The organism is Nocardiopsis moroccensis (assembly GCF_055763695.1).
The window spans coordinates 2,512,052-2,530,869 of record NZ_CP199747.1 but is presented as its reverse complement, the minus strand read 5'-3'; the positions used below and the strand labels follow the sequence as shown (position 1 = coordinate 2,530,869).

Here is an 18,818-nt window from a genome sequence, read left to right as displayed (position 1 = left end):
CGCTACGATCTGTCCCCATGCCCCGACTCGACAGCAAGGCGATCCTCCAGGGACGCCGCTCCCGTTACTCGACGACCCTCATCCTGGGCACCACCGTCAGTGTGGTGTGCATGCTCGGCATGCTCGGGTACCTGTGGATGCTGGCGATGGCCGGGGGAGCGGCGGCCGGGATCGACGGTGCGACCGGGTTCCTCGTCAGCCTGGTGACCGCGGTCGTCCCGGTCACGATCCTGGTGCCGCTCATCCTCATGCTCGACCGGCTGGAACCGGAACCGGGCTGGGTGCTGTTCTTCGCGTTCGTGTGGGGCGGGGGCGTGGCTGTCGTCGCCTCGCTCCTGCTCAACACCTGGGGGCTGACCTACTTCACGGTGCCGGTGTTCGGCGAGGGGGTGGCCGACTTCCTCAGTACGGCGCTGGTGGCTCCGGTCGTGGAGGAGAGCGCCAAGGGCGTGGTCCTGCTCATCCTGCTCTGGCGGCGCCGCAACGAGATCGACACCTTCACCGACGGTGTGATCTACGCCGGGATGGTGGCGACCGGGTTCGCCTTCACCGAGAACATCCTCTACTTCCTCAGCGCCTTCTTCGACGGCACGCTCGTCGCGACCTTCGCCATCCGCGGCCTCGTCGCGCCCTTCGGGCACCCGGTCTACACCGCGATGATCGGCCTCGGCGTGGCCTACGCCGCCATGCGCACCGGCGGCCTCCGCTTCCTGGCGCCGTTCGCCGGATGGGTGGCGGCGGTCCTCCTGCACGGCATGTGGAACGCGGCGACCACTTTCGGCTGGTCCGGGCTGGGGGCGGCCTACCTGGTGCTGTTCCTGGTGCTCCTGGGCATCCTGGTGCTCGCCGCCCGCGACCGCCGCAGCCAGGTCGCGGCGATCGACCGGTACCTGCCGCCCTACATCTCCACCGGCCTGGTCACCCCGTCCGACATCACCATGCTCAGTTCGATGACGGCGCGGCGCCAGGCCCGGGAGTGGGCCGCGCAGAACGCGGGAGCCCGCGGCCGCCTCGCGATGAAGGAATACCAGCTGGCCGCGACCGAGCTCGCCCTGCTGCACCAGAAACTCGACCTCGGCCTACCCCGACAGGACTGGAAGGTTCGCCGTGACTCGTTCCTGGCACTGATGCACGTGGCCCGGGACACCTTCCTGGGGCGGCTGCCCCAGCCGGTGAAGCCGGGGTGGGCGGAGAACCCCACCGACTCGGGTTTCCTGCGCCGCGCGGACTTCGCGCACGTCATCGCCCAGACGCAGGCTCAGCAGGACTACGTGCCCCGGCACGGGCAGCCTCCGCAGTGAGGTCCTCGCCCGGCGGCACCAGCCGTGTGGTGGCGAAGTACAGGCGGGAGACCGCGACCCAGGTGAGCGCGGAGCCGAGCACGTGCAGCACCACCAGGGCCTCGGGCAGTTCCAGGGCGTACTGGGTGTAGCCGAGCACGCCCTGGAGCAGCACGATCGCGAGCAGGGCCGCACTGCTCCTGCGGGCGGGCCGGGAGGCGCCGCCGCGGAAGGCGATCGCGGTGGCGAGGAGGCTGCCCAACAGGGTGAGCCAGGCCAGGGCCGAGTGCACCCGGGTGATCGCGGGCAGGTCCAGGTCCCAGCGCGGGGCCGCGGCGTCACCGCCGTGCGGCCCGGTGCCGGTGACCACGGTTCCGGCGATCAGCAGCAGGAAGCCGACCACGACCAGGCCGACGCTCACCGTGTGCAGCATGGGGCCCACACAGATCCGGGGCCTGCCCTCGGGCTCCTGGCAGCGCACGTACAGCGCGACGGTGATGAAGACCATCACCATGGACAGCAGGAAGTGGGCGGCGACCGAGGCGGGGTGCAGGTCGGTCCAGACGGTGATGCCGCCGACCACGCCCTGGCCCAGCACACCGATCGGGATGATCGCGGCCAGCCGGACGAGATCGCGTCGGCGCGGGCTCGTGCGCAGCACGGCGACGAGGGTGATCACGGCGACCGCCAGGACCACGAAGGTCAGCGTGCGGTTGCCGAACTCGATGGCGGCGTTGAGGGCGGCGTGCCCGGTGTCGATGGGTACGAAGCTGTCCGGGGTGCACCGGGGCCATTCGGAGCAGCCCAGGCCGGAGGAGGTGACCCGTACGGTCGCCCCGGTGACGGCGATCCCGGCGTTGACGACGATGTTCCCCAGGGCCCAGGCGCGCAGCGACCTCGGGGTGGGCTCCCAGATGCTGCGGGCCAGCAGGACCAGCGCCAGGACACCCGCGGCGGCCAGGACGATCTGCCAGCCCCAGAGGGGGACGCCGAGGAGGACGATGTCCTCCATCTCGTCCGCAGCGAGCGGTGTGAGTGTGTTCGTGGCCGTCGCCGCGGAGGCCGGGGATGCAAACATACGACAAAGCGTAGTACACGCTTCCGGGGTTTCCGACGCACCCCCGACACAGGTCGCCACCTGCGATGACGGGTTTCTTCCGGAACACGCGAGGGGTCCCGGAACGCGTTCCGGGACCCCGGGCGGGCGGTCGGTGCTGACCGGCCTCGGTGCCGGTCAGCCGCGGCGCCTCAGTCGTCGTACTGCGCGATGCACTGGTTCAGCAGGTTGAGGTTGAGGTTGAGCAGGCCGAGCGACTGCTGCTCCTGGACGCACTGCTGGTAGGCCCACGTGCCGGCTGAGGCGGCACCGGCGCCCAGCCCGAGCAGGCTGGCGGTGAAGAACAGGGTCAGGGCGAGCTTGGCGGCGATGCGCATGGTTTCCCTTCCGGATGCGAGTACTCAGGAGCGGGTCGGCCTTCCCAGGGGCATCAATTGCCGGGCTCGGGTGGGAGAAAACGCAGCCCGTGCGATGTTTGTCCTACTTGTGGTGATGTGCTGCCGTGCTGATGGCTCAGCAGGCGGGGGCGTGGCCTCCCGTTGTCCCGGGTCGTGCCCGCATTGGCCCGACAGGGGCCGGTGTGGTCCGGAGTCCGCGACGGGTACACGGGCGAAGCTTCACCGACAAATATACCCTCACGAGAGGGTAGGGTTTGCTGTGGAGGGTCGACCTGCTTCCTTCGCGCTCCGCGCCCTCCCGTGGTGGCACGGCCGCGGCCGCGACCCCTGCCGTGGTCCGTGCCACCTCGCAGGTGTTCCGGTCGGGCGCGGGCCCCGCGCCCGAGTCCTCATCGACGGGGCTCCCCTTTCCTACGTGGTTCGGACGGGTCATCCGACGCGGCATGAAATCCTCCTGGTGCGGGAGCGCACTAACATGGCGCCTTCGACGGCCAACATCACCCGAACGAACCTGACGTTAGAGTAGAGTTAATAAGAAGGGGCGCCCCGATGCCTGAACCGGGCCACATGCAGATCGGTGAGGTGGCCGAACGGACCGGCCTGTCCTTGCGGACCATCCGCTACTACGGCGAGGTCGGCCTCGTCGTGCCGTCCGCCCGTTCGCGTGGGGGCTTCCGTCTCTACACCCAGGAGGACGTCGACCGACTGAACCTCATCAAGCGGATGAAACCGCTGGATTTCAGCCTGGAGGAGACCCGGGAGCTGCTGGAGACCCTCGACCGGCTCGGGGCCGAGCAGACCTCCGTCCAGGACCGGGAGGCCCTCAGCGAGAGGCTCGACGCCTTCGAGGCGGCCATCGTCGCCCGTTGCCAGGCCCTGCAGAAGCAACTGGCCATGGCCGAGGAGTTCGCCGGACGGCTACGCGAACAACGGGCCAGGGCCGACGCCCCCACCTGAGAACCCACACGTGCGAGGAGTGATCGTGACGGCGCCGGCGACGGACAAGGTGACTGCTGAGGTCGTTCACGAGGCGGAGCGGCGGCGGACCTTCGCGGTCATCTCGCATCCGGACGCCGGTAAGTCGACGCTGACCGAGGCCCTGGCGTTGCACGCGGCGGCGATCTCCTCGGCCGGGGCGGTGCACGGCAAGGGCGACCGTCGTGGGGTGACCTCGGACTGGATGGAGATGGAGCAGGACCGGGGGATCTCGATCACCTCGGCCGCGTTGCGCATCGACTACGCCGACCGGGTGTTGAACCTGGTGGACACCCCCGGTCACGCGGACTTCTCCGAGGACACCTACCGGGTGCTCTCGGCGGTGGACTGCGCGATCATGCTGCTGGACGCGGACAAGGCCGCCGAGGTCGAGCTGGAGGCCTGGGAGCAGGCCACCGAGGAGATCGAGCCGTTGGAGGCGCTGGGCGCCGACTTCGATCACGAGTCCTTCATGGCGGGTGAGTCCTCTCCGGTGCTGTTCGGCGCGGCCCTGTCCAACTTCGGGGTGGGCCAGCTGTTGGAGACCATCGTCGGCCTCGCCCCCGCTCCGTCCGCGAAGACCGACACCAAGGACGTGCCCCGGCCCGTGAGCTCCCCCTTCTCGGGGCAGGTGTTCAAGATGCAGGCCAATATGGACCGTAACCACCGGGACCGGATGGCGTTCGTGCGGGTCTCCTCGGGCCGGTTCGATCGGGGATGGTGCTCACGCACGCCTCGACGGGGCGGCCGTTCGCGACCAAGTACACCCAGGCGGTGTTCGGCTCGGACCGCTCCACGATCGACACCGCCTACCCGGGTGATGTGATCGCGCTGGTCAACGCGCATGCCCTGGCGGTGGGCGACACCCTCTACGACGGCCCCAAGGTGGTCTTCCCGCCGATTCCCAGCTTCGCGCCGGAGCACTTCGTGGTGGCGCGGGCGGTGGACGCGGGTAAGTACAAGCAGTTCCAGCGGGGGATCGCCCAGTTGGACGCCGAGGGTGTGGTGCAGGTGCTGACCTCGGATGTGCGGGGTGAGCAGGCCCCGGTGCTGGCGGCGGTGGGTCCGCTGCAGTTCGACGTGGTGCGGCACCGGATGGAGCAGGAGTTCCGCTCGCCGATCGAGGCCTCGCCGTTGGAGTACTCGGTGGCGCGGCGCACCGACGCGGAGTCGGCTCCGGTGTTGCACGCGCTCTCGGGTGCGGAGGTGCTCAGGCGGCGCAACGACGGGGAGTTGTTGGTGCTGGTGCACAACAAGTGGCGGTTGCGGGTGATCGAGCGGGACAACCCGTCGTTGTTGATGGAGCCGCTGCTCGCCGGCGGCGTCGACGAGGAAGACTAGGGGCCCGGCTGTCCCCGCCCCCACGGAGCGCGCGGCACCGCGCCGCGTGTGAGCACCGAACAGAGCGCCCGTACCCGCCACGTCCGAGGAGTTTCCCTGCCCTCCGCGCCGTCCGCCTCCGAGACCTCCGCCCCCAACCGTTCCATCCCCAGGATCGTCATCGCCTCCGCGCTGGTCCTGGCGCTGAGCGGCCCCGGACAGACCGCCGGTATCGCGGTCTTCGTCGACCACGTCATCGCCGACCTCGGGGTCGGCCGTTCCGCGGTCTCCCTGGCCTACATGGCCGGGACCCTGTCCGGCGCTCTGGCACTTCCCTGGATCGGTCGTGCGGTGGACCGTTTCGGGGTCCAACGGGTGCTGGCCCTGGTGGCGCTCGGCTTCGGGAGTTTCCTGATGCTGCTGGCCTGCGCCCAGGAACTGGTCGGGCTGACGGTTGGTTTCGTCGGGGTGCGCGCCCTGGGACAGGGCGGCATGAGCATGATCGCGACCACCGCCGTCGCGATCTCGGTGACCCGTAACCGGGGCACCCTGCTCGGCCTCACCAGTGCCCTGGGGGCAGCGGGGATCTCCCTGTTCCCCCTGCTCGCCGAGCGGGCGATCACCGTCCTGGACTGGCGCTACACCTTCGTCGCCGAAGGGCTGCTGATCTGGGTCGTGGTCCTGCCGCTGGCCCTGTGGGGGCTGCGCGGCGCGACCCGGGCGCCCTCGGCGGACCAGGCCTGCCCGCAGAGCCCGGGCTCGGGCACCGGGACGTCGGCCTGGCCCCTTTCCGCGATCGCTCGCACCTCCATGTTCTGGGCGATGGCCGGAGCCATCGCGTGCAGCGGTCTGGTCTCCACCGCCGTGTTCTTCCACCAGATCTCCGTCCTGGGGGAGCAGGGGCTCACCCCCGCCCAGGCCGCCGCCAACTTCCTTCCCCAGACGGTCGCCGGTCTGGGCGCGGCCCTGCTGTTCGGGTCGGCGGCGGACCGGGTCTCCCCGAAAGCGCTGATGAGCGCGGCCATGGCCATGCACGCCCTGGCCCTGGTTGCCCTGCCGCTGGTGGCCCCCGGGTGGGGCGCTCTGCTCTACGGGGCCGCACTGGGCGCGGCGGCCTCCGGAGCCCGTGCCGTCGAGAGCGCCGCGCTGCCCTTCTACTTCGGTACGGCGAGTCTGGGGACCCTGCGCGGTCTGACCCAGTCCGTGGCGGTCGCCTCCACCGCCGTGGGGCCCATCCTGCTGTCCCTGGCCCACGGCTGGGCGGACTCCTATCGCCCGGGAATCATGGGTCTGGTCCTGCTGTGCGCCGTTGTCGCGGTCGCGGTGTGTTTCGCGCGCAAGCCCCGGACCTCCCTTGCCCCTCCTGCGCCACACCACGATCAGGTCGGCTGAAACCCCAGGTGAACCGCCCCGTCGAGGGGGCGCTCCCGGTGTGGCTGAGCAAGGCGTGTGAAAATCCCAGGATTCCGCCCAAAAAATCACTTTGGGTTATCCCGCCGGAAATGCGGCTGCCATCGAGATCACATATTTTGATCAGGGAAGATCCGTCATTCTCCGCCTCTGTGACAGTTGTCTCAGTCGCTCTGCGTGACTCGAACCCTCACGTAACTGTAAATTTGAAGCAGGTCGGTTCCGCACGCACAAGGCGGAAACCCCACATGCCTCCCGATCCGCCTCCAGGGACGGAGTCGGGCACGCGGCGACGAGGCCGCGCTCCGGGGCACCCGTCGGGTGCCGCACCGGAGAACCCCAGGCGCCTGCCGCCGCGGTCCCACCGGGCCGGGTGGCGCCCTCCGCGCCGTCGCCGCACCACCTGACGTGTGAACACCGCAGTCCTCGACGTGGACTGCCCGAACCAGATGGGTTCCATGAGTCTGCTGAAGACCCGACGAGGGTCCCTGATGTCCAAAATCCCCAGCGGGGCCCAGTTGCGCGCCGACGTGATGGCCGGTCTGGTCGTCGCCCTGGCCCTGATCCCCGAGGCGATCGCGTTCTCCCTGATCGCCGGGGTCGACCCCCGGGTCGGCCTGTACGCCTCCTTCATCATGGCCGTGTCCATCGCCTTCCTGGGCGGACGGCCGGCGATGATCTCCGCCGCCACCGGCGCCATGGCGCTGGTGGTCGCCCCGCTGTCCATCGAGTACGGGGTCGACTACCTGATCGCGGCCACCATCCTGGCCGGTCTGATCCAGGTCGGACTGGGTCTGCTGGGCGTGGCCAAGCTGATGCGGTTCGTGCCGCCCAGCGTGATGACCGGGTTCATCAACGCCCTGGCCATCCTGATCTTCCTGGCCCAGCTGCCGCACCTGGCCGGGGTCGGGGTGCCCATCTACGCGATGGTCGCCGTCGGGCTGGTCATCATCTTCGGCCTGCCGCTGATCACCAAGGCGATCCCCGCCCCGCTGGTGGCCATCGTGGTGCTCACCGTGGGCGCCCTGGCCATGGGCATCCCCGCTCGCACCGTGGGTGACATGGGCGAGCTGCCCAGCACCCTTCCGATCCCGCTGATCCCGGACGTGCCGTTCAACGTCGAGACCCTCACGCTGGTCCTGCCCTACGCGGTGACGTTGGCGCTGGTGGGCCTGATGGAGTCGCTGATGACCGCCAAGGTCGTCGACGACCAGACCGAGACCTCCTCCGACCACGCCCGTGAGGCCCGCGGCCAGGGCATCGGCAACGTGCTGGTCGGCTTCTTCGGCGGGATGGCCGGTTGCGCGATGATCGGCCAGACGATGATCAACGTCAAGTCCGGCGCCCGGACACGGATCTCGACCTTCCTGGCCGGTGTGTTCCTGCTCATCCTGTGCGTGGGGCTGGGCGACATCGTCGGGATGATCCCGATCGCCGCACTGGTCGCGGTGATGTTCTTCGTGTCGATCGTGACCTTCGACTGGCACAGCATCGCCCCCTCCACGGTCAGGCGCATGCCCTGGACCGAGACCCTGGTCATGGCCGTCACCGTCGTCGTGGTGGTCTGGACCCACAACCTGGCGCTCGGCGTGATCGTGGGCGTGATCGTGTCCATGGTCCTCTTCGCGCGCAAGGCCGCCATGCAGGCCGACGTCACCAGCGTGCTGGACCCCGACGGCGGTACCCGCGTGTACTCGGTCAACGGCGAGGTCTTCTTCGCCTCCACCGGTGAGCTGGTGCAGCGATTCGACTACGCCGAGCAGGGGCTGAGCAAGGTCGTGGTGGACATGTCGGGGGCCCACGTGTGGGACTCCTCCGCCGTGGCCGCGCTGGACCAGGTCACCGAGCACTTCCGCAGGCACGACGTGGAGGTGGAGATCACCGGTCTGAACAAGCCCAGTGCGCACCTGCACAAGGAGCTGACCGGAACCCTGGTGGGCGGCCACTGAGCCACCGGTCGGGCGCCCGGAAGCGACTCCGCGGGGCCGTCGGAGATCCTCCGGCGGCCCCGCCGCCTTCTCCGGCCGTCCAGCCCCGTCGGCCGCGCCCCGTCCCGTGGCGGTCCCGCCGCCCGGTGCCCCGCCGGGTCGGTTACCGGTCGTCCTCCTGTGCCGCCTCACGCGCGTCGCGTTTGGCCGAGGTGCGGGTCGAACCCGCGCTCGCGGTGATCACACACGCCACCGCCAGCCACTGCCACACGGTCAGCAGCTCACCCAGCAGGACCAGGCCCACCAGGGCGGCCGCCGCGGGCTGGAGGCTCATCAGCACCCCGAACACCCTCGGCGGCATCCGGCGCAGAGCGTTCAGCTCCAGGGTGTAGGGCACCACGGAGGAGAGTACGCCCACCGCCAGGCCGAACAGCAGCAGCCGCCAGTCCAGCAGGGCGGCGCCGCCCTCGGCGATCCCGGCCGGAGCAAGCACCACCACACCCACCACACTGGCGACGGCCAGGCCGGAGGCCCCGCTGAACCGCTGCCCCGTGGCGGCGCTCAGCATGATGTACCCGGCCCAGGCCGTGGCGGCCAGCACCGCGAACAGCACGCCCACCGGGTCGAGTTCACCGAACTCGATCCCCAGCGCCGCCACGCCGAGCCCCGCCAGTCCCGCCCACAACAGGTCGACGCGGCGGCGTGAGCCGATGATCGCGATCGCCAGCGGCCCCAGGTACTCGATGGTCACCGCGATACCCAGCGGGATACGGGCGAAGGCCTGGTAGATGAGGTAGTTCATCGAGGCCAGGGCCACGCCGTAGCCGATCACCACCAGCCAGTCGCCGCGGCTCCGGGCCTTCAGCGCGGGCCGGGCCAGCAGGACCAGGAGCACCGCCGAGGTGAGCAGGCGCAGCCACACCACCGCGGCCGGGGGCAGGGACTCGAACAGGTTCTTGGCCACGCCCGCACCGGTCTGCACCGAGACGATGCCGGCCATCACCAGCCAGACGGGGGGCAGTGATCCCAGCGCCGCGCTGGGGGAGAAGGTGCTGGTCGAACCGGTCCGGGTGCTCATGATGGGTCATCCTACGTTTTCGGCTGCCCTCTTCGTCTCCTCGGCTCCCGCGCTGTCCGGGGCCGTTTCTTCCGGCCTGCGCCGGGACACCGCCGCCCACAGGAGCAACAGCCACGCCACGACCACCACACCCGGTTGCAGCAGCGTCATGACCAGCCCGACCACCGTCGCCTCGCCCAGCCCGGTGAGGAGCTGGACCGCGATCCACAAAAAGGGCAGCGCCGCCGCGAGCAGGTTCACCACCAGGGCGGCCCACACCAGCCCCGGGCGGGCCGGGCGCCGCCACACCAGGAGGACTCCGCCCACCGCGAGCAGGAACAGGGGAGGCCCGAGGTAGCGGACGACGATGAACCAGGGCACTCCGATGGCTTCCATGGCCGCACAGCCTATCGGGGGTTCCCGTCTGCCCCCGGTCTGCCCCGGACGGGGCGCGAGAGGCCCCTGATATGCGCGAAGTAGGGCGATTGGTGTGGAATAGTCCGGACCCGTAGTGAACCGGACCGCCCCCGTCCCGCAGGAGAGTTCCGCCATGTCCCGACGTAGAGCACCGCGTGCCGCATCCCCGGAGTGGCACGTGCCCAGGTGGCCGATTCTCGCCGGTGCGCTGGCCCTGGTCCTGGCGGTGGGGCTCGCCGGCTACGTGGCGGGCCTGTTCGTCGCCGACACCGACGCGGAGCCCGAGGAGATGGCCGTGGTCTCGGGGATCCTCGTCCAACCCTCGGACGCCCCGGAGGAGGAACCCGAACCCGAGGAGCAGGAGGAGGAAGAGGAGGAGCCGACCCACCCCGCGGGGCTCGACCCCGAACGGACCTACGTCCTGCAGAACGTGCACGGCGACCGGGTCCTCGACGTCGCGGGCTCCTCCGACCAGAACGGGGCCCACGTCCACCTCTGGGACCGACACGACCAGGGCAACCAGCAGTGGCGCTTCGTCCACCTGGAGGCCGACCTCTACGAGATCGTCGGTGTGGGCAGTGGCAAGCTCCTGGAGGTCCCCACCGGGGAGGAGGCCGGTCCCGGAGCCGCCATCCTCACCCGGACCGGCGGGCAGAACCAGCACTGGAGGGTGGTCGAGGCCGGGGACGGGGTGGTCCGCCTGATCAACCGCGCCACCGGACGGGTCCTCGAGGGGCAGGGCGGCGCCCCCGACAACGGGACACTGGTCACCCAGGCCGAGGACGGCGGCCACGCCCACCAGCAGTGGCGGCTGGTCCCGCTGGACTGAGCTCTCTCCGGGCCGACCGGGCCCCAGGGACCGGCCCCGGGGCTGCTGGTGTGTATCCGTGTTCTCCACCCGTGCGTAGACCGACGCCCCCGCCGCGGCGGGCAGCCGCGGCCCTCCGGCGTTCACGCACACCCGCGGCGCCGACCACCCGCGGCGCCCTCCTGACGGAGAACACCCATGTCCTCGCCCCACCGGGCGCCGACCTTGCCCGTCACGCGGGTCCCCCGTTTCCTCGTCCCCGCCTTCCTGGGCCGTCTGTCCTACGGGATCGTCTCGCTCGCCCTGACGCCGGCCGTCACCCACACCACCGGCTCCTACACCGACGTGGGGATGGTCCTGGGCCTGTTCGGGCTCACCGTCACCGAGGAGCTCATCTTCCTCACCGGGCCGCTGCTCCTCGGCGGGTGGCGCGGCCGTGGGCCTGTTCCTCGCCACGGCTCCGCCGGGCGCGGGCTACCTCCTGGCCGGGCGGTGCTCCTCGCGGCGTCCGCCGCCGTGCTCCTGGTCTCGGCGCGCACCGCCCGGTCCGTGCAGCCCGGCCCGCTCCCGGGCGGCTCAGGCCAGCAGGAGTGAGCGCACCGTCCGCCAGGTCGTCTCGTCGGCGGCGTTGAGCAGGCCGACCCGTTCGTCGTCGGGCCGGTAGGGGTCGCCCTCGGGCCTGAGGGCGACCCCGCCCGCCTCGGTCAGCAGCAGGCTGCCGGGGGCGTGGTCCCAGGGCAGGGTCCGATGGAACAGGACGAAGTCCAGGTCGCCCTCCACGAGCTGGGGGTAGTCCACCCCCGCGCAGTGGGCCCCCGGGCCCACCTCGGCGAACGCGGGGGTCGCGGAGACCACGCGCTCGCGGGCCGTGGGGGACAGGAAACGGGACAACACCGCCCCGCGCAGTTCGGCGGGGTCGGCGGGTGCGGGTTCGCGGTGCAGTCGGACGCCGTTCCGCCACGCACCGGAGCCGAGTTCGGCGACGTAGACGCGGTCCTCGGTGGGTCGCAGGATCCAGGAGGCGACGGTCCGCCCCTCGCGGACCAGGGCGGCCATGACGGCGAACGCGGTGCTGCCCCGGGCGAAGTTGCGGGTGCCGTCCACCGGGTCGACCACCCAGGCCGCCGGCTCCCGACGCAGCGCCCGGAGCAGGCCCGGGTCGGTCGAGGCGGCCTCCTCGCCCACCACAGGGACGTCGATTAGCTCCCGCAGCCGGGGGGTGATGAGTTCTTCCGCCTCACGGTCGGCCACGGTGACGATCTCGCCGGGCGACTTCTCCGAGACCTCGTGCTCGGCCAGGGTTCGGAAACGGGGCAGGACCGCGGTGTCGGCGGCCTCGCGGAGGATCCCGGTCACCGCGTCGATGTCGATCGTCATGACCGACAGCCTAGAGGGGCGCGCCGGTCGGCCCGGGGCCGCGTCCGGGTGGAGCGCTACTCCCAGCGGAACAGGCGCGAAGCGAGGAAGCCGGCGCCCGCGGTCCACACGGCCAGCACCACGAAGGCACCCGGTCCGGGGAGGGCCCCCTCGGTGAGCACGGCGCGCAGGCCCGAGCTGAGCGCGGTGATCGGCAGGGCCGAAACCGCCTGCTCCATCGGGCCGGGGAAGCTGCTGGTGGGGAACAGGACCCCGCCCAGTCCCAGCATCAGCACGTAGACCAGGTTGGCTCCGGCCAGGGTCGCCTCGGCGCGGAGCGTGCCCGCCATCAGCAGGGCCAATGAGCTGAAGGCCGCGGTCGCCAGCAGCAGGAGCCCCAGCACGGCGAGCACACCGGCCGGTTCCAGCGACGGCGACCAGCCCAGGAGCAGGGCCACCGCGCACAGCACGGCGATCTGGATGGCCTGCACCGCCAGCACGGCCAGGGTCTTGGCGGCGAGCAGCCCGAACCGGGACAGCGGGGTGGCACCCAGGCGTTTGAGTACCCCGTAGCGGCGCTCGAACCCGGTGCCGATGGCCAGTCCGGTGAAGGATGTGGACATGACCGCCAGCGCCAGCACCCCGGGCGTCAACGCGTCCACGCGCGCCCCCTCGCCCACGTCCAGGACGTTGACGAGGCTGAACCCCACCAGCAGCAGGACGGGGATGACCATGGTCAGCAGGAACTGCTCGCCGTGCCGCAGCATGACCCGCAGTTCCATCCCGGCCTGGGCCGCGACCATGCGCCGCATCGGGGCGGCGCCGGGCGCCGGGATGAACAGGCTCGCGTCGGGGGCGGGTGTCTGGGCGTCGGTGACGGCCGGGCGGGCCGTCCCTGAGGTGTGCTCGGTCATGTGTCGCGCAGTTCCCGGCCTGTGGTTTCGAGGAAGACGTCTTCGAGGGTACGCCGCCGCATGCGCAGGTCCTCCGCCAGGACACCGGAGGAGGCGCACCAGGCGGTGACGGTGGCCAGGAACTCCGGGCCGAGGTCGCCGGGCTCGTCGGTGGCCACGGCGTACTCGTGCCGTCCGCCCGCGGCGGTGGCCGACACGCGGCTTCCGGAGGGCAGGGCTGCTTCCAGCGCCTCGGCGTCCACGGGGGCGTCGGTGTTGAAGCGGACCTCACGCCGCCCCTGGGTGAGTTCGGCGGGGGTGCCCTCGGCGACGACCGCACCGCGGTCGATGATGACCACGTGGTCGGCGAGCCGTTCGGCCTCCTCCATGTAGTGCGTGGTCAGGATCACGGCCACGCCCGCCTCGCGCAGGGCCGAGACCAGGTCCCAGGCGGCCATGCGCGCCTGCGGGTCCAGTCCGGCGGTCGGCTCGTCGAGGAAGACCAGCTCGGGGCGGCCGATCACGGCGCAGGCCAGGGACAGGCGCTGCTGCTGGCCGCCGGACAGGCGGCGGAACGGTGTCTGCGCGGCGGCCGTCAGGCCCAGGCGCTCCAGGAGGACGCCGGGGTCGATCGGGCTGGCGTGGAAGGAGGCCATCAGCCGCAGCCACTCGGCGGTCCGGGCGCCGGTGGGCACCCCGCCGGACTGGGGCATCACACCCACGCGGGGCTTGAGCGCGGTGGCGTCGGAGACCGGATCGAGTCCCAGTACCCGGACCTTCCCGCCGTCGGCGTGGCGGAACCCCTCGCAGATCTCGATGGTGCTGGTCTTGCCCGCGCCGTTGGGGCCGAGCAGGGCGGTCACCGCGCCGCGGCGCGCGGTGAACGTGAGGCCGGTGACGGCCGTGGTGGCGCCGTAGCGCTTGACCAGGTCGACGACCTCGACGGCGGCTGTGTCCATGGGGCCTGAGTTTACGTGCGTCCCGGCCTCGTGCCGCACCACCCCGCCCCGGGGCGGGCGGCGGTGGGCCGGGGCGCGGCGAAGGGCCTGATCGGGGCGGTCGGAACCCGCCGGCGGACCGTGCCCCGGAGAACAGGTCCGGGTCCCCGCGGTGGAAGAATGGTGCGGCCCGGGTGGTTGTGCCACACGGTGCCCGGCGAGGACCGTTTCGTTCCGAGCGGAACCGTTCGCCGTGCCCGGGCGCGGTCGGGCACACCTGCGATATTGCCCGAATGGCGGTATTCCAGTCTCAGTGGCTGGGACGGTTTGGGCGGTCGGTCCCGTGCGGAGGTGGGCCTGTGCGGCTTTTCCCGCGCGTTCGTCCGCACGAAGCGCCTGGTTAGGCAAGCCTGACCTTCGTGATGAAGTGCATGAATCCGGGTTTGCCTAGGTGGACTTATTTAGGCCACACTGATGTTGTCTAAACCAGAAGCCGAGTGACTACGGGAGGGGAGCACCATGCCTGAGGCAGCGAGCGCGCCCCGCCCCCTGAACGGGCCCGACCACGGAACCCGTGCCCGCGTCGCCCGGCTCATCCTGGAGAAGGGACCGATCACCGCCTCCTCACTGGGGGAGCGGCTCGGCCTCACCCCGGCGGCCATCCGCCGCCACCTCGACAACCTGACCAGCGAGGGCATGGTCGAAGCCCGCGACGCGCGGCCCACACACGGTCGCCGCCGCAGGGGCCGTCCCGCCCGGGTCTTCGCCATCACCGAAGCCGGCCGTGACGCCTTCGTCCACGCCTATGACGACCTCGCCTCCAACGCGCTGCGCTTCCTGGCGCGGACCGCTGGCCCCGAGGCCGTCGGCGACTTCGCCCAGAGTCAGGTAGCCGACCTGGAGCGGCGCTACAAGCCCCTGCTGGACGCGGTTCCCCAGGAACAGCGCGTCCGGTTGTTGGCGGAGGCGCTCTCCAACGACGGCTACGCCGCCACCGCGGGCCAGGCACCCGCACCCGGAGGCGGCGACCAGTTGTGCCAACACCACTGCCCCGTCGCGCACGTGGCCGCCGAGTTCCCGCAACTCTGTGAGGCCGAAGTCGAGGCCTTCGCGCGGCTGCTGGGCACCCCGGTGCGCAGGTTGGCCACCATCGCCCACGGCGACGGTGTGTGCACCACGCACGTCACCCCACGGGGGGACGGGGCGAGCGGGGAGGACGGCACCCCCGCGTCCAAGAAGGCCATCCGCCAGCGGGCGGGCGGCTCAGTTCACCAAACGGACGTCTGAGTCCAGGAGGAGTCCGCGCATGACTTCTGTCGCGCACCCCGAGCTCGAAGGGCTCGGAACATATGAGTACGGCTGGGCCGACTCCGACGACGCCGGGGCCACGGCCCGTCGCGGCCTGAACGAAGAGGTTGTCCGCGACATCTCGGACAAGAAGAGCGAGCCGGAGTGGATGACCAAGCTCCGACTCAAGTCGCTGCGGCTCTTCGACAAGAAGCCCATGCCCGACTGGGGCGCGGACCTGTCCAAGATCGACTTCGACAACATCAAGTACTTCGTGCGGTCCACGGAAAAGCAGGCCACCTCCTGGGAGGACCTGCCCGAGGACATCAAGAACACCTACGACAAGCTGGGTATCCCCGAGGCGGAGAAGCAGCGCCTGGTCGCCGGTGTCGCCGCGCAGTACGAGTCCGAGGTCGTCTACCACCAGATCCGCGAGGACCTGGAGGAGCAGGGCGTCATCTTCATGGACACGGACACGGCGCTCAAGGAGCACCCGGAGATCTTCGAGGAGTACTTCGGCTCCGTCATCCCGCCCGGTGACAACAAGTTCTCCGCGCTGAACACCGCCGTGTGGAGCGGCGGGTCGTTCATCTACGTGCCCAAGAACGTGCACGTGGAGATCCCGCTCCAGGCCTACTTCCGGATCAACACCGAGAACATGGGTCAGTTCGAGCGGACGCTGATCATCGTCGACGAGGGCGCCTACGTCCACTACGTCGAGGGCTGCACCGCGCCGATCTACAAGTCGGACTCGCTGCACTCCGCGGTCGTCGAGATCATCGTCAAGAAGAACGCCCGCTGCCGTTACACGACCATCCAGAACTGGTCGAACAACGTCTTCAACCTGGTCACCAAGCGCGCCATCGCCGAAGAGGGCGCGACCATGGAGTGGGTCGACGGCAACATCGGCTCCCAGGTCACCATGAAGTACCCGGCCGTGTACCTCATGGGTGAGCACGCCAAGGGTGAGACCCTCTCGATCGCCTTCGCGGGCGAGGGCCAGCACCAGGACACCGGCGCCAAGATGGTGCACTGCGCACCCAACACCTCCTCCAAGGTCGTCTCCAAGTCGGTGGCGCGCGGCGGCGGCCGCTCCTCCTACCGCGGCCTGATCCAGGTGCAGGAGGGGGCGCACTCCGCCAAGTCCTCGGTCGAGTGCGACGCCCTGCTGATCGACACGATCAGCCGTTCGGACACCTATCCCTACAACGACCTGCGCGAGGACGACACCGAACTCGCGCACGAGGCCACCGTCTCCAAGGTCAGCGAGGACCAGCTCTTCTACCTGATGAGCCGGGGAATGGGCGAGGAGGAGGCCATGGCCATGGTCGTCCGAGGATTTGTGGAGCCCATCGCACGGGAGCTCCCGATGGAGTACGCACTGGAGCTGAACCGTCTGATCGAGCTCCAGATGGAAGGATCGGTGGGATAAGTTGACGACCGCGAACACAGAGCCCAAGGCGCACAGCCACGGGCTGGGGCAGATCCCTGTCTCCAAGCTCGACACGCACGGCTCCTACGACGTGGCCGCCTTCCCCGTCCCCAACGGGCGTGAGGAGGAGTGGCGCTTCACTCCGGTGCGCCGCCTCAAGGGGCTGCACGACTGGAAGGGGACCGCCGACGGCACCGACGAGACCGTCGTCGACGCCCCCGAGGGCGTCACCTTCGAGACGGTCGGCCGTGACGACGAGCGCCTGGGCAAGGCGGGCCTGCCCGTCAACCGCGTGATCGCGCAGGCCTACACCTCCTTCGAGGAGGCCACCGTCGTCACCGTGCCGCAGTCGCTGGTCGCCGACAAGCCGATCACGATCGACCGCCAGGCTCTGGGCGGCACCGCCTTCGAGCAGCTGGTCATCGACGTCAAGCCGATGGCCGAGGCCACCGTGATCATCAGCAACACCGGTACCGGTGTGCGCGCGGGCAGCCTCGACGTCCACGTCGGTGAGGGCGCCAAGCTCACCCTGGTCAGCCTCCAGGAGTGGGACCACGACACGGTCGAGGTCAGCCAGCACAACGCGCGGGTCGGCAAGGACGCCAGCTTCAAGTCGATCGTCATCACCCTGGGCGGAGACCTCGTGCGGCTGTCGCCGCGCGTGTCCTACGAGGGCCGCGGCGGCAACGCCGAGCTCTACGGGCTCTACTTCGCCGGTGACGGTCAGCACCACGAGCACCGCTCGCTGATCGACCACAACGTGTCCAACACCCGCTCCCGGGTGGACTACAAGGGCGCGCTGAACGGTTCCGGCGCCCACACGGTCTGGATCGGCGACGTGATCATCGGGGAGGGCACCACCGGTACCGACTCCTACGAGAACAACCGCAACCTCCAGCTCACCGACGACACCCGGGTGGACTCCGTTCCGAACCTGGAGATCTTCACCGGTGAGGTCGCCGGGGCCGGGCACGCCAGTGCCACCGGGCGTCTGGACGACATCCACCTCTTCTACCTGCGTTCGCGCGGGATCCCGGAGGAGGAGGCCCGGCGCCTGATCATCCGCGGCTACTTCCTGGACATCGTCAACCGGATCGAGAGCCAGGAACTGCGGGACCGGGTCATGGAGAAGGTCGAGCGAAAGCTTGCCGCACATGAGTGAGACGGGTAACTGGACCAAGCTCGCCGAACTCGACGAGATCCCCGAAGAAGGGGTTCTGGCGGTCGAGACCGACGACGAGACCCCCATCGCACTGGTGCGCACCGAGGGCGAGGTCTTCGCCCTGCGGGACGTGTGCTCGCACGCGGAGGTCCGTCTCTCCGAGGGAGAGGTCGAGGACGGCACCATCGAGTGCTGGCTGCACGGTTCCTGCTTCGACCTGCGTTCGGGGGCGTCGATCAACCCGCCCGCGACCCAGCCGGTTCCCACCTATGACGTGAAGATCGACGGCGACGACGTGTTCGTGTCGCTGGATGAGAAGAATTCCTGAGGCCTGAAATGACGAAGTTCGAAATCCGCGGTCTGCGCGCCGACGTCCTCATCAGCGAGGACGAGCGGCAGGAGATCCTCAAGGGCGTTGACCTGACCATCAACTCCGGCGAGACGCACGCCATCATGGGCCCCAACGGCTCCGGCAAGTCCACCCTCGCCTACGCGATCGCGGGCCACCCGCGCTACGAGATCACCGAGGGCGAGGTCCTCCTCGACGGTGAGAACGTCCTGGACATGGAGGTGGACGAGCGGGCCCGCGCCGGCGTGTTCCTGGCCATGCAGTACCCGGTCGAGGTCCCCGGTGTGTCCATGTCCAACTTCCTGCGCAGCTCGGTCACCTCGGTGCGCGGCGAGGCCCCCAAGCTCCGCCAGTTCTCCAAGGAACTCCAGGGCGCGATGAAGAACCTCTCCATCGACTCGGCCTTCGCCGCCCGCGGCGTCAACGAGGGCTTCTCCGGCGGTGAGAAGAAGCGCCACGAGATCCTCCAGCTGGAGCTGCTCAAGCCCAAGGTCGCCGTCCTGGACGAGACCGACTCCGGCCTGGACGTCGACGCGCTCAAGATCGTCTCCGAGGGCATCAACCGCGCCCAGGCCAACAGCGACCTCGGCGTCATGCTCATCACGCACTACACCCGCATCCTCAACTACGTGAAGCCGGACTTCGTGCACGTCTTCTCCGAGGGCCGTATCGCCGAGTCCGGCGGTCCGGAGCTGGCCGACGTGCTCGAGTCCGAGGGCTACGAGCGGTTCGCGAAGGCGGGCGCATAACC

Annotated in this window: 18 protein-coding genes and 1 pseudogene; 12 read left to right on the top strand and 7 right to left on the bottom strand. The window is 70.1% G+C overall.

All coding sequences use genetic code 11. The annotated features are described in order from the left end of the window. The first annotated feature begins 17 nt into the window (after positions 1-17). On the top strand, positions 18-1,301 hold the full coding sequence (locus tag ACUKCB_RS11245) for a PrsW family intramembrane metalloprotease (RefSeq protein WP_473040454.1): 1,284 nt from the start codon (positions 18-20) through the stop codon (positions 1,299-1,301). On the opposite strand, the gene ACUKCB_RS11240 is transcribed toward ACUKCB_RS11245, so the two are convergent. After that, a complete protein-coding gene (locus tag ACUKCB_RS11240; protein WP_473040453.1) occupies positions 1,240-2,358 on the bottom strand; it encodes a COX15/CtaA family protein in 1,119 nt (372 codons plus the stop codon). The two genes, ACUKCB_RS11245 and ACUKCB_RS11240, sit on opposite strands and share 62 nt — an antisense overlap. 170 nt (positions 2,359-2,528) lie before the next feature. After that, the gene (locus ACUKCB_RS11235; RefSeq protein ID WP_191271394.1) at positions 2,529-2,714 is read right to left on the bottom strand and encodes a hypothetical protein; all 186 of its coding nucleotides are present in this window, start codon (positions 2,712-2,714) and stop codon (positions 2,529-2,531) included. 570 nt (positions 2,715-3,284) lie between these two features. On the opposite strand from ACUKCB_RS11235, the gene ACUKCB_RS11230 reads away from it, so the two are divergent. The 4 genes and pseudogenes from ACUKCB_RS11230 to ACUKCB_RS11215 all read left to right on the top strand — a co-directional run bounded on the left by ACUKCB_RS11230 (position 3,285) and on the right by ACUKCB_RS11215 (position 8,389). Next, positions 3,285-3,692: a MerR family transcriptional regulator gene (locus ACUKCB_RS11230; RefSeq protein ID WP_473040452.1), complete on the top strand. Its 408-nt coding sequence runs from the start codon at positions 3,285-3,287 to the stop codon at positions 3,690-3,692. Positions 3,693-3,711: 19 nt separating this feature from the next. Continuing rightward, a pseudogene (locus tag ACUKCB_RS11225) lies at positions 3,712-5,051 on the top strand (GTP-binding protein). 48 nt (positions 5,052-5,099) lie between these two features. Continuing rightward, positions 5,100-6,422 (top strand): MFS transporter, encoded by a 1,323-nt coding sequence (locus ACUKCB_RS11220; RefSeq protein WP_473040451.1) that lies wholly within the window; start codon positions 5,100-5,102, stop codon positions 6,420-6,422. 467 nt (positions 6,423-6,889) lie between these two features. Next, positions 6,890-8,389, top strand: a complete 1,500-nt coding sequence (locus ACUKCB_RS11215; RefSeq protein WP_473040976.1) for a SulP family inorganic anion transporter — start codon at positions 6,890-6,892, stop codon at positions 8,387-8,389. A 142-nt stretch (positions 8,390-8,531) separates the two neighbouring features. On the opposite strand, the gene ACUKCB_RS11210 is transcribed toward ACUKCB_RS11215, so the two are convergent. Then, positions 8,532-9,446 (bottom strand): EamA family transporter, encoded by a 915-nt coding sequence (locus ACUKCB_RS11210; RefSeq protein WP_473040450.1) that lies wholly within the window; start codon positions 9,444-9,446, stop codon positions 8,532-8,534. Positions 9,447-9,452: 6 nt separating this feature from the next. Further along, the gene (locus tag ACUKCB_RS11205) at positions 9,453-9,821 is read right to left on the bottom strand and encodes a hypothetical protein (RefSeq protein ID WP_473040449.1); all 369 of its coding nucleotides are present in this window, start codon (positions 9,819-9,821) and stop codon (positions 9,453-9,455) included. Between the two features lie 154 nt (positions 9,822-9,975). Between ACUKCB_RS11205 and ACUKCB_RS11200 the strand changes: the two genes are divergently transcribed. After that, on the top strand, positions 9,976-10,671 hold the full coding sequence (locus ACUKCB_RS11200; protein ID WP_473040448.1) for an RICIN domain-containing protein: 696 nt from the start codon (positions 9,976-9,978) through the stop codon (positions 10,669-10,671). Positions 10,672-10,848: 177 nt separating this feature from the next. Further along, entirely contained in the window at positions 10,849-11,244 is a 396-nt protein-coding gene (locus ACUKCB_RS11195; protein ID WP_473040447.1) for a hypothetical protein, read from the top strand. On the opposite strand, the gene ACUKCB_RS11190 is transcribed toward ACUKCB_RS11195, so the two are convergent. The 3 genes from ACUKCB_RS11190 to ACUKCB_RS11180 are packed head-to-tail and all read right to left on the bottom strand — an operon-like array spanning position 11,227 to position 13,858. Continuing rightward, positions 11,227-12,027, bottom strand: coding sequence for an inositol monophosphatase family protein (locus ACUKCB_RS11190; RefSeq protein ID WP_473040446.1), 801 nt, complete (start codon positions 12,025-12,027; stop codon positions 11,227-11,229). The two genes, ACUKCB_RS11195 and ACUKCB_RS11190, sit on opposite strands and share 18 nt — an antisense overlap. A 56-nt stretch (positions 12,028-12,083) precedes the next feature. Next, entirely contained in the window at positions 12,084-12,920 is an 837-nt protein-coding gene (locus ACUKCB_RS11185) for an ABC transporter permease (RefSeq protein WP_473040445.1), read from the bottom strand. Then, a complete protein-coding gene (locus tag ACUKCB_RS11180; protein WP_473040444.1) occupies positions 12,917-13,858 on the bottom strand; it encodes an ABC transporter ATP-binding protein in 942 nt (313 codons plus the stop codon). The genes ACUKCB_RS11185 and ACUKCB_RS11180 overlap by 4 nt, the downstream gene beginning before the upstream one ends. A gap of 498 nt (positions 13,859-14,356) precedes the next feature. Between ACUKCB_RS11180 and ACUKCB_RS11175 the strand changes: the two genes are divergently transcribed. From ACUKCB_RS11175 to sufC, 5 genes are read left to right on the top strand one after another with little or no spacing between them, the layout of a single operon-like run. Continuing rightward, a complete protein-coding gene (locus ACUKCB_RS11175; protein ID WP_191271377.1) occupies positions 14,357-15,124 on the top strand; it encodes a helix-turn-helix transcriptional regulator in 768 nt (255 codons plus the stop codon). 19 nt (positions 15,125-15,143) lie between these two features. Then, positions 15,144-16,556 carry a Fe-S cluster assembly protein SufB gene (gene sufB / locus ACUKCB_RS11170; protein WP_191271375.1) on the top strand — a complete coding sequence of 471 codons (1,413 nt, stop codon included), beginning with the start codon at positions 15,144-15,146 and terminating at the stop codon, positions 16,554-16,556. Position 16,557: 1 nt separating this feature from the next. Continuing rightward, positions 16,558-17,718 (top strand): Fe-S cluster assembly protein SufD, encoded by a 1,161-nt coding sequence (gene sufD, locus ACUKCB_RS11165; protein WP_473040443.1) that lies wholly within the window; start codon positions 16,558-16,560, stop codon positions 17,716-17,718. Next, positions 17,711-18,046 (top strand): non-heme iron oxygenase ferredoxin subunit, encoded by a 336-nt coding sequence (locus tag ACUKCB_RS11160; RefSeq protein ID WP_473040442.1) that lies wholly within the window; start codon positions 17,711-17,713, stop codon positions 18,044-18,046. The genes sufD and ACUKCB_RS11160 overlap by 8 nt, the downstream gene beginning before the upstream one ends. Positions 18,047-18,054: 8 nt before the next feature. Further along, positions 18,055-18,816 carry a Fe-S cluster assembly ATPase SufC gene (gene sufC / locus ACUKCB_RS11155; RefSeq protein ID WP_473040441.1) on the top strand — a complete coding sequence of 254 codons (762 nt, stop codon included), beginning with the start codon at positions 18,055-18,057 and terminating at the stop codon, positions 18,814-18,816. Positions 18,817-18,818 lie beyond the last annotated feature (2 nt).

Coding starts and splice junctions, on each gene's coding strand:
- ACUKCB_RS11185 (WP_473040445.1), bottom strand. CDS start 12,920: ATGACCGAGCACACCTCAGGGACGGCCCGCCCGGCCGTCACCGACGCC.
- ACUKCB_RS11240 (WP_473040453.1), bottom strand. CDS start 2,358: ATGTTTGCATCCCCGGCCTCCGCGGCGACGGCCACGAACACACTCACA.
- ACUKCB_RS11205 (WP_473040449.1), bottom strand. CDS start 9,821: ATGGAAGCCATCGGAGTGCCCTGGTTCATCGTCGTCCGCTACCTCGGG.
- sufB (WP_191271375.1), top strand. CDS start 15,144: ATGACTTCTGTCGCGCACCCCGAGCTCGAAGGGCTCGGAACATATGAG.
- ACUKCB_RS11210 (WP_473040450.1), bottom strand. CDS start 9,446: ATGAGCACCCGGACCGGTTCGACCAGCACCTTCTCCCCCAGCGCGGCG.
- ACUKCB_RS11245 (WP_473040454.1), top strand. CDS start 18: ATGCCCCGACTCGACAGCAAGGCGATCCTCCAGGGACGCCGCTCCCGT.
- ACUKCB_RS11160 (WP_473040442.1), top strand. CDS start 17,711: ATGAGTGAGACGGGTAACTGGACCAAGCTCGCCGAACTCGACGAGATC.
- ACUKCB_RS11175 (WP_191271377.1), top strand. CDS start 14,357: ATGCCTGAGGCAGCGAGCGCGCCCCGCCCCCTGAACGGGCCCGACCAC.
- ACUKCB_RS11190 (WP_473040446.1), bottom strand. CDS start 12,027: ATGACGATCGACATCGACGCGGTGACCGGGATCCTCCGCGAGGCCGCC.
- ACUKCB_RS11215 (WP_473040976.1), top strand. CDS start 6,890: ATGGGTTCCATGAGTCTGCTGAAGACCCGACGAGGGTCCCTGATGTCC.
- ACUKCB_RS11180 (WP_473040444.1), bottom strand. CDS start 13,858: ATGGACACAGCCGCCGTCGAGGTCGTCGACCTGGTCAAGCGCTACGGC.
- sufC (WP_473040441.1), top strand. CDS start 18,055: ATGACGAAGTTCGAAATCCGCGGTCTGCGCGCCGACGTCCTCATCAGC.
- ACUKCB_RS11235 (WP_191271394.1), bottom strand. CDS start 2,714: ATGCGCATCGCCGCCAAGCTCGCCCTGACCCTGTTCTTCACCGCCAGC.
- ACUKCB_RS11200 (WP_473040448.1), top strand. CDS start 9,976: ATGTCCCGACGTAGAGCACCGCGTGCCGCATCCCCGGAGTGGCACGTG.
- ACUKCB_RS11230 (WP_473040452.1), top strand. CDS start 3,285: ATGCCTGAACCGGGCCACATGCAGATCGGTGAGGTGGCCGAACGGACC.
- ACUKCB_RS11195 (WP_473040447.1), top strand. CDS start 10,849: ATGTCCTCGCCCCACCGGGCGCCGACCTTGCCCGTCACGCGGGTCCCC.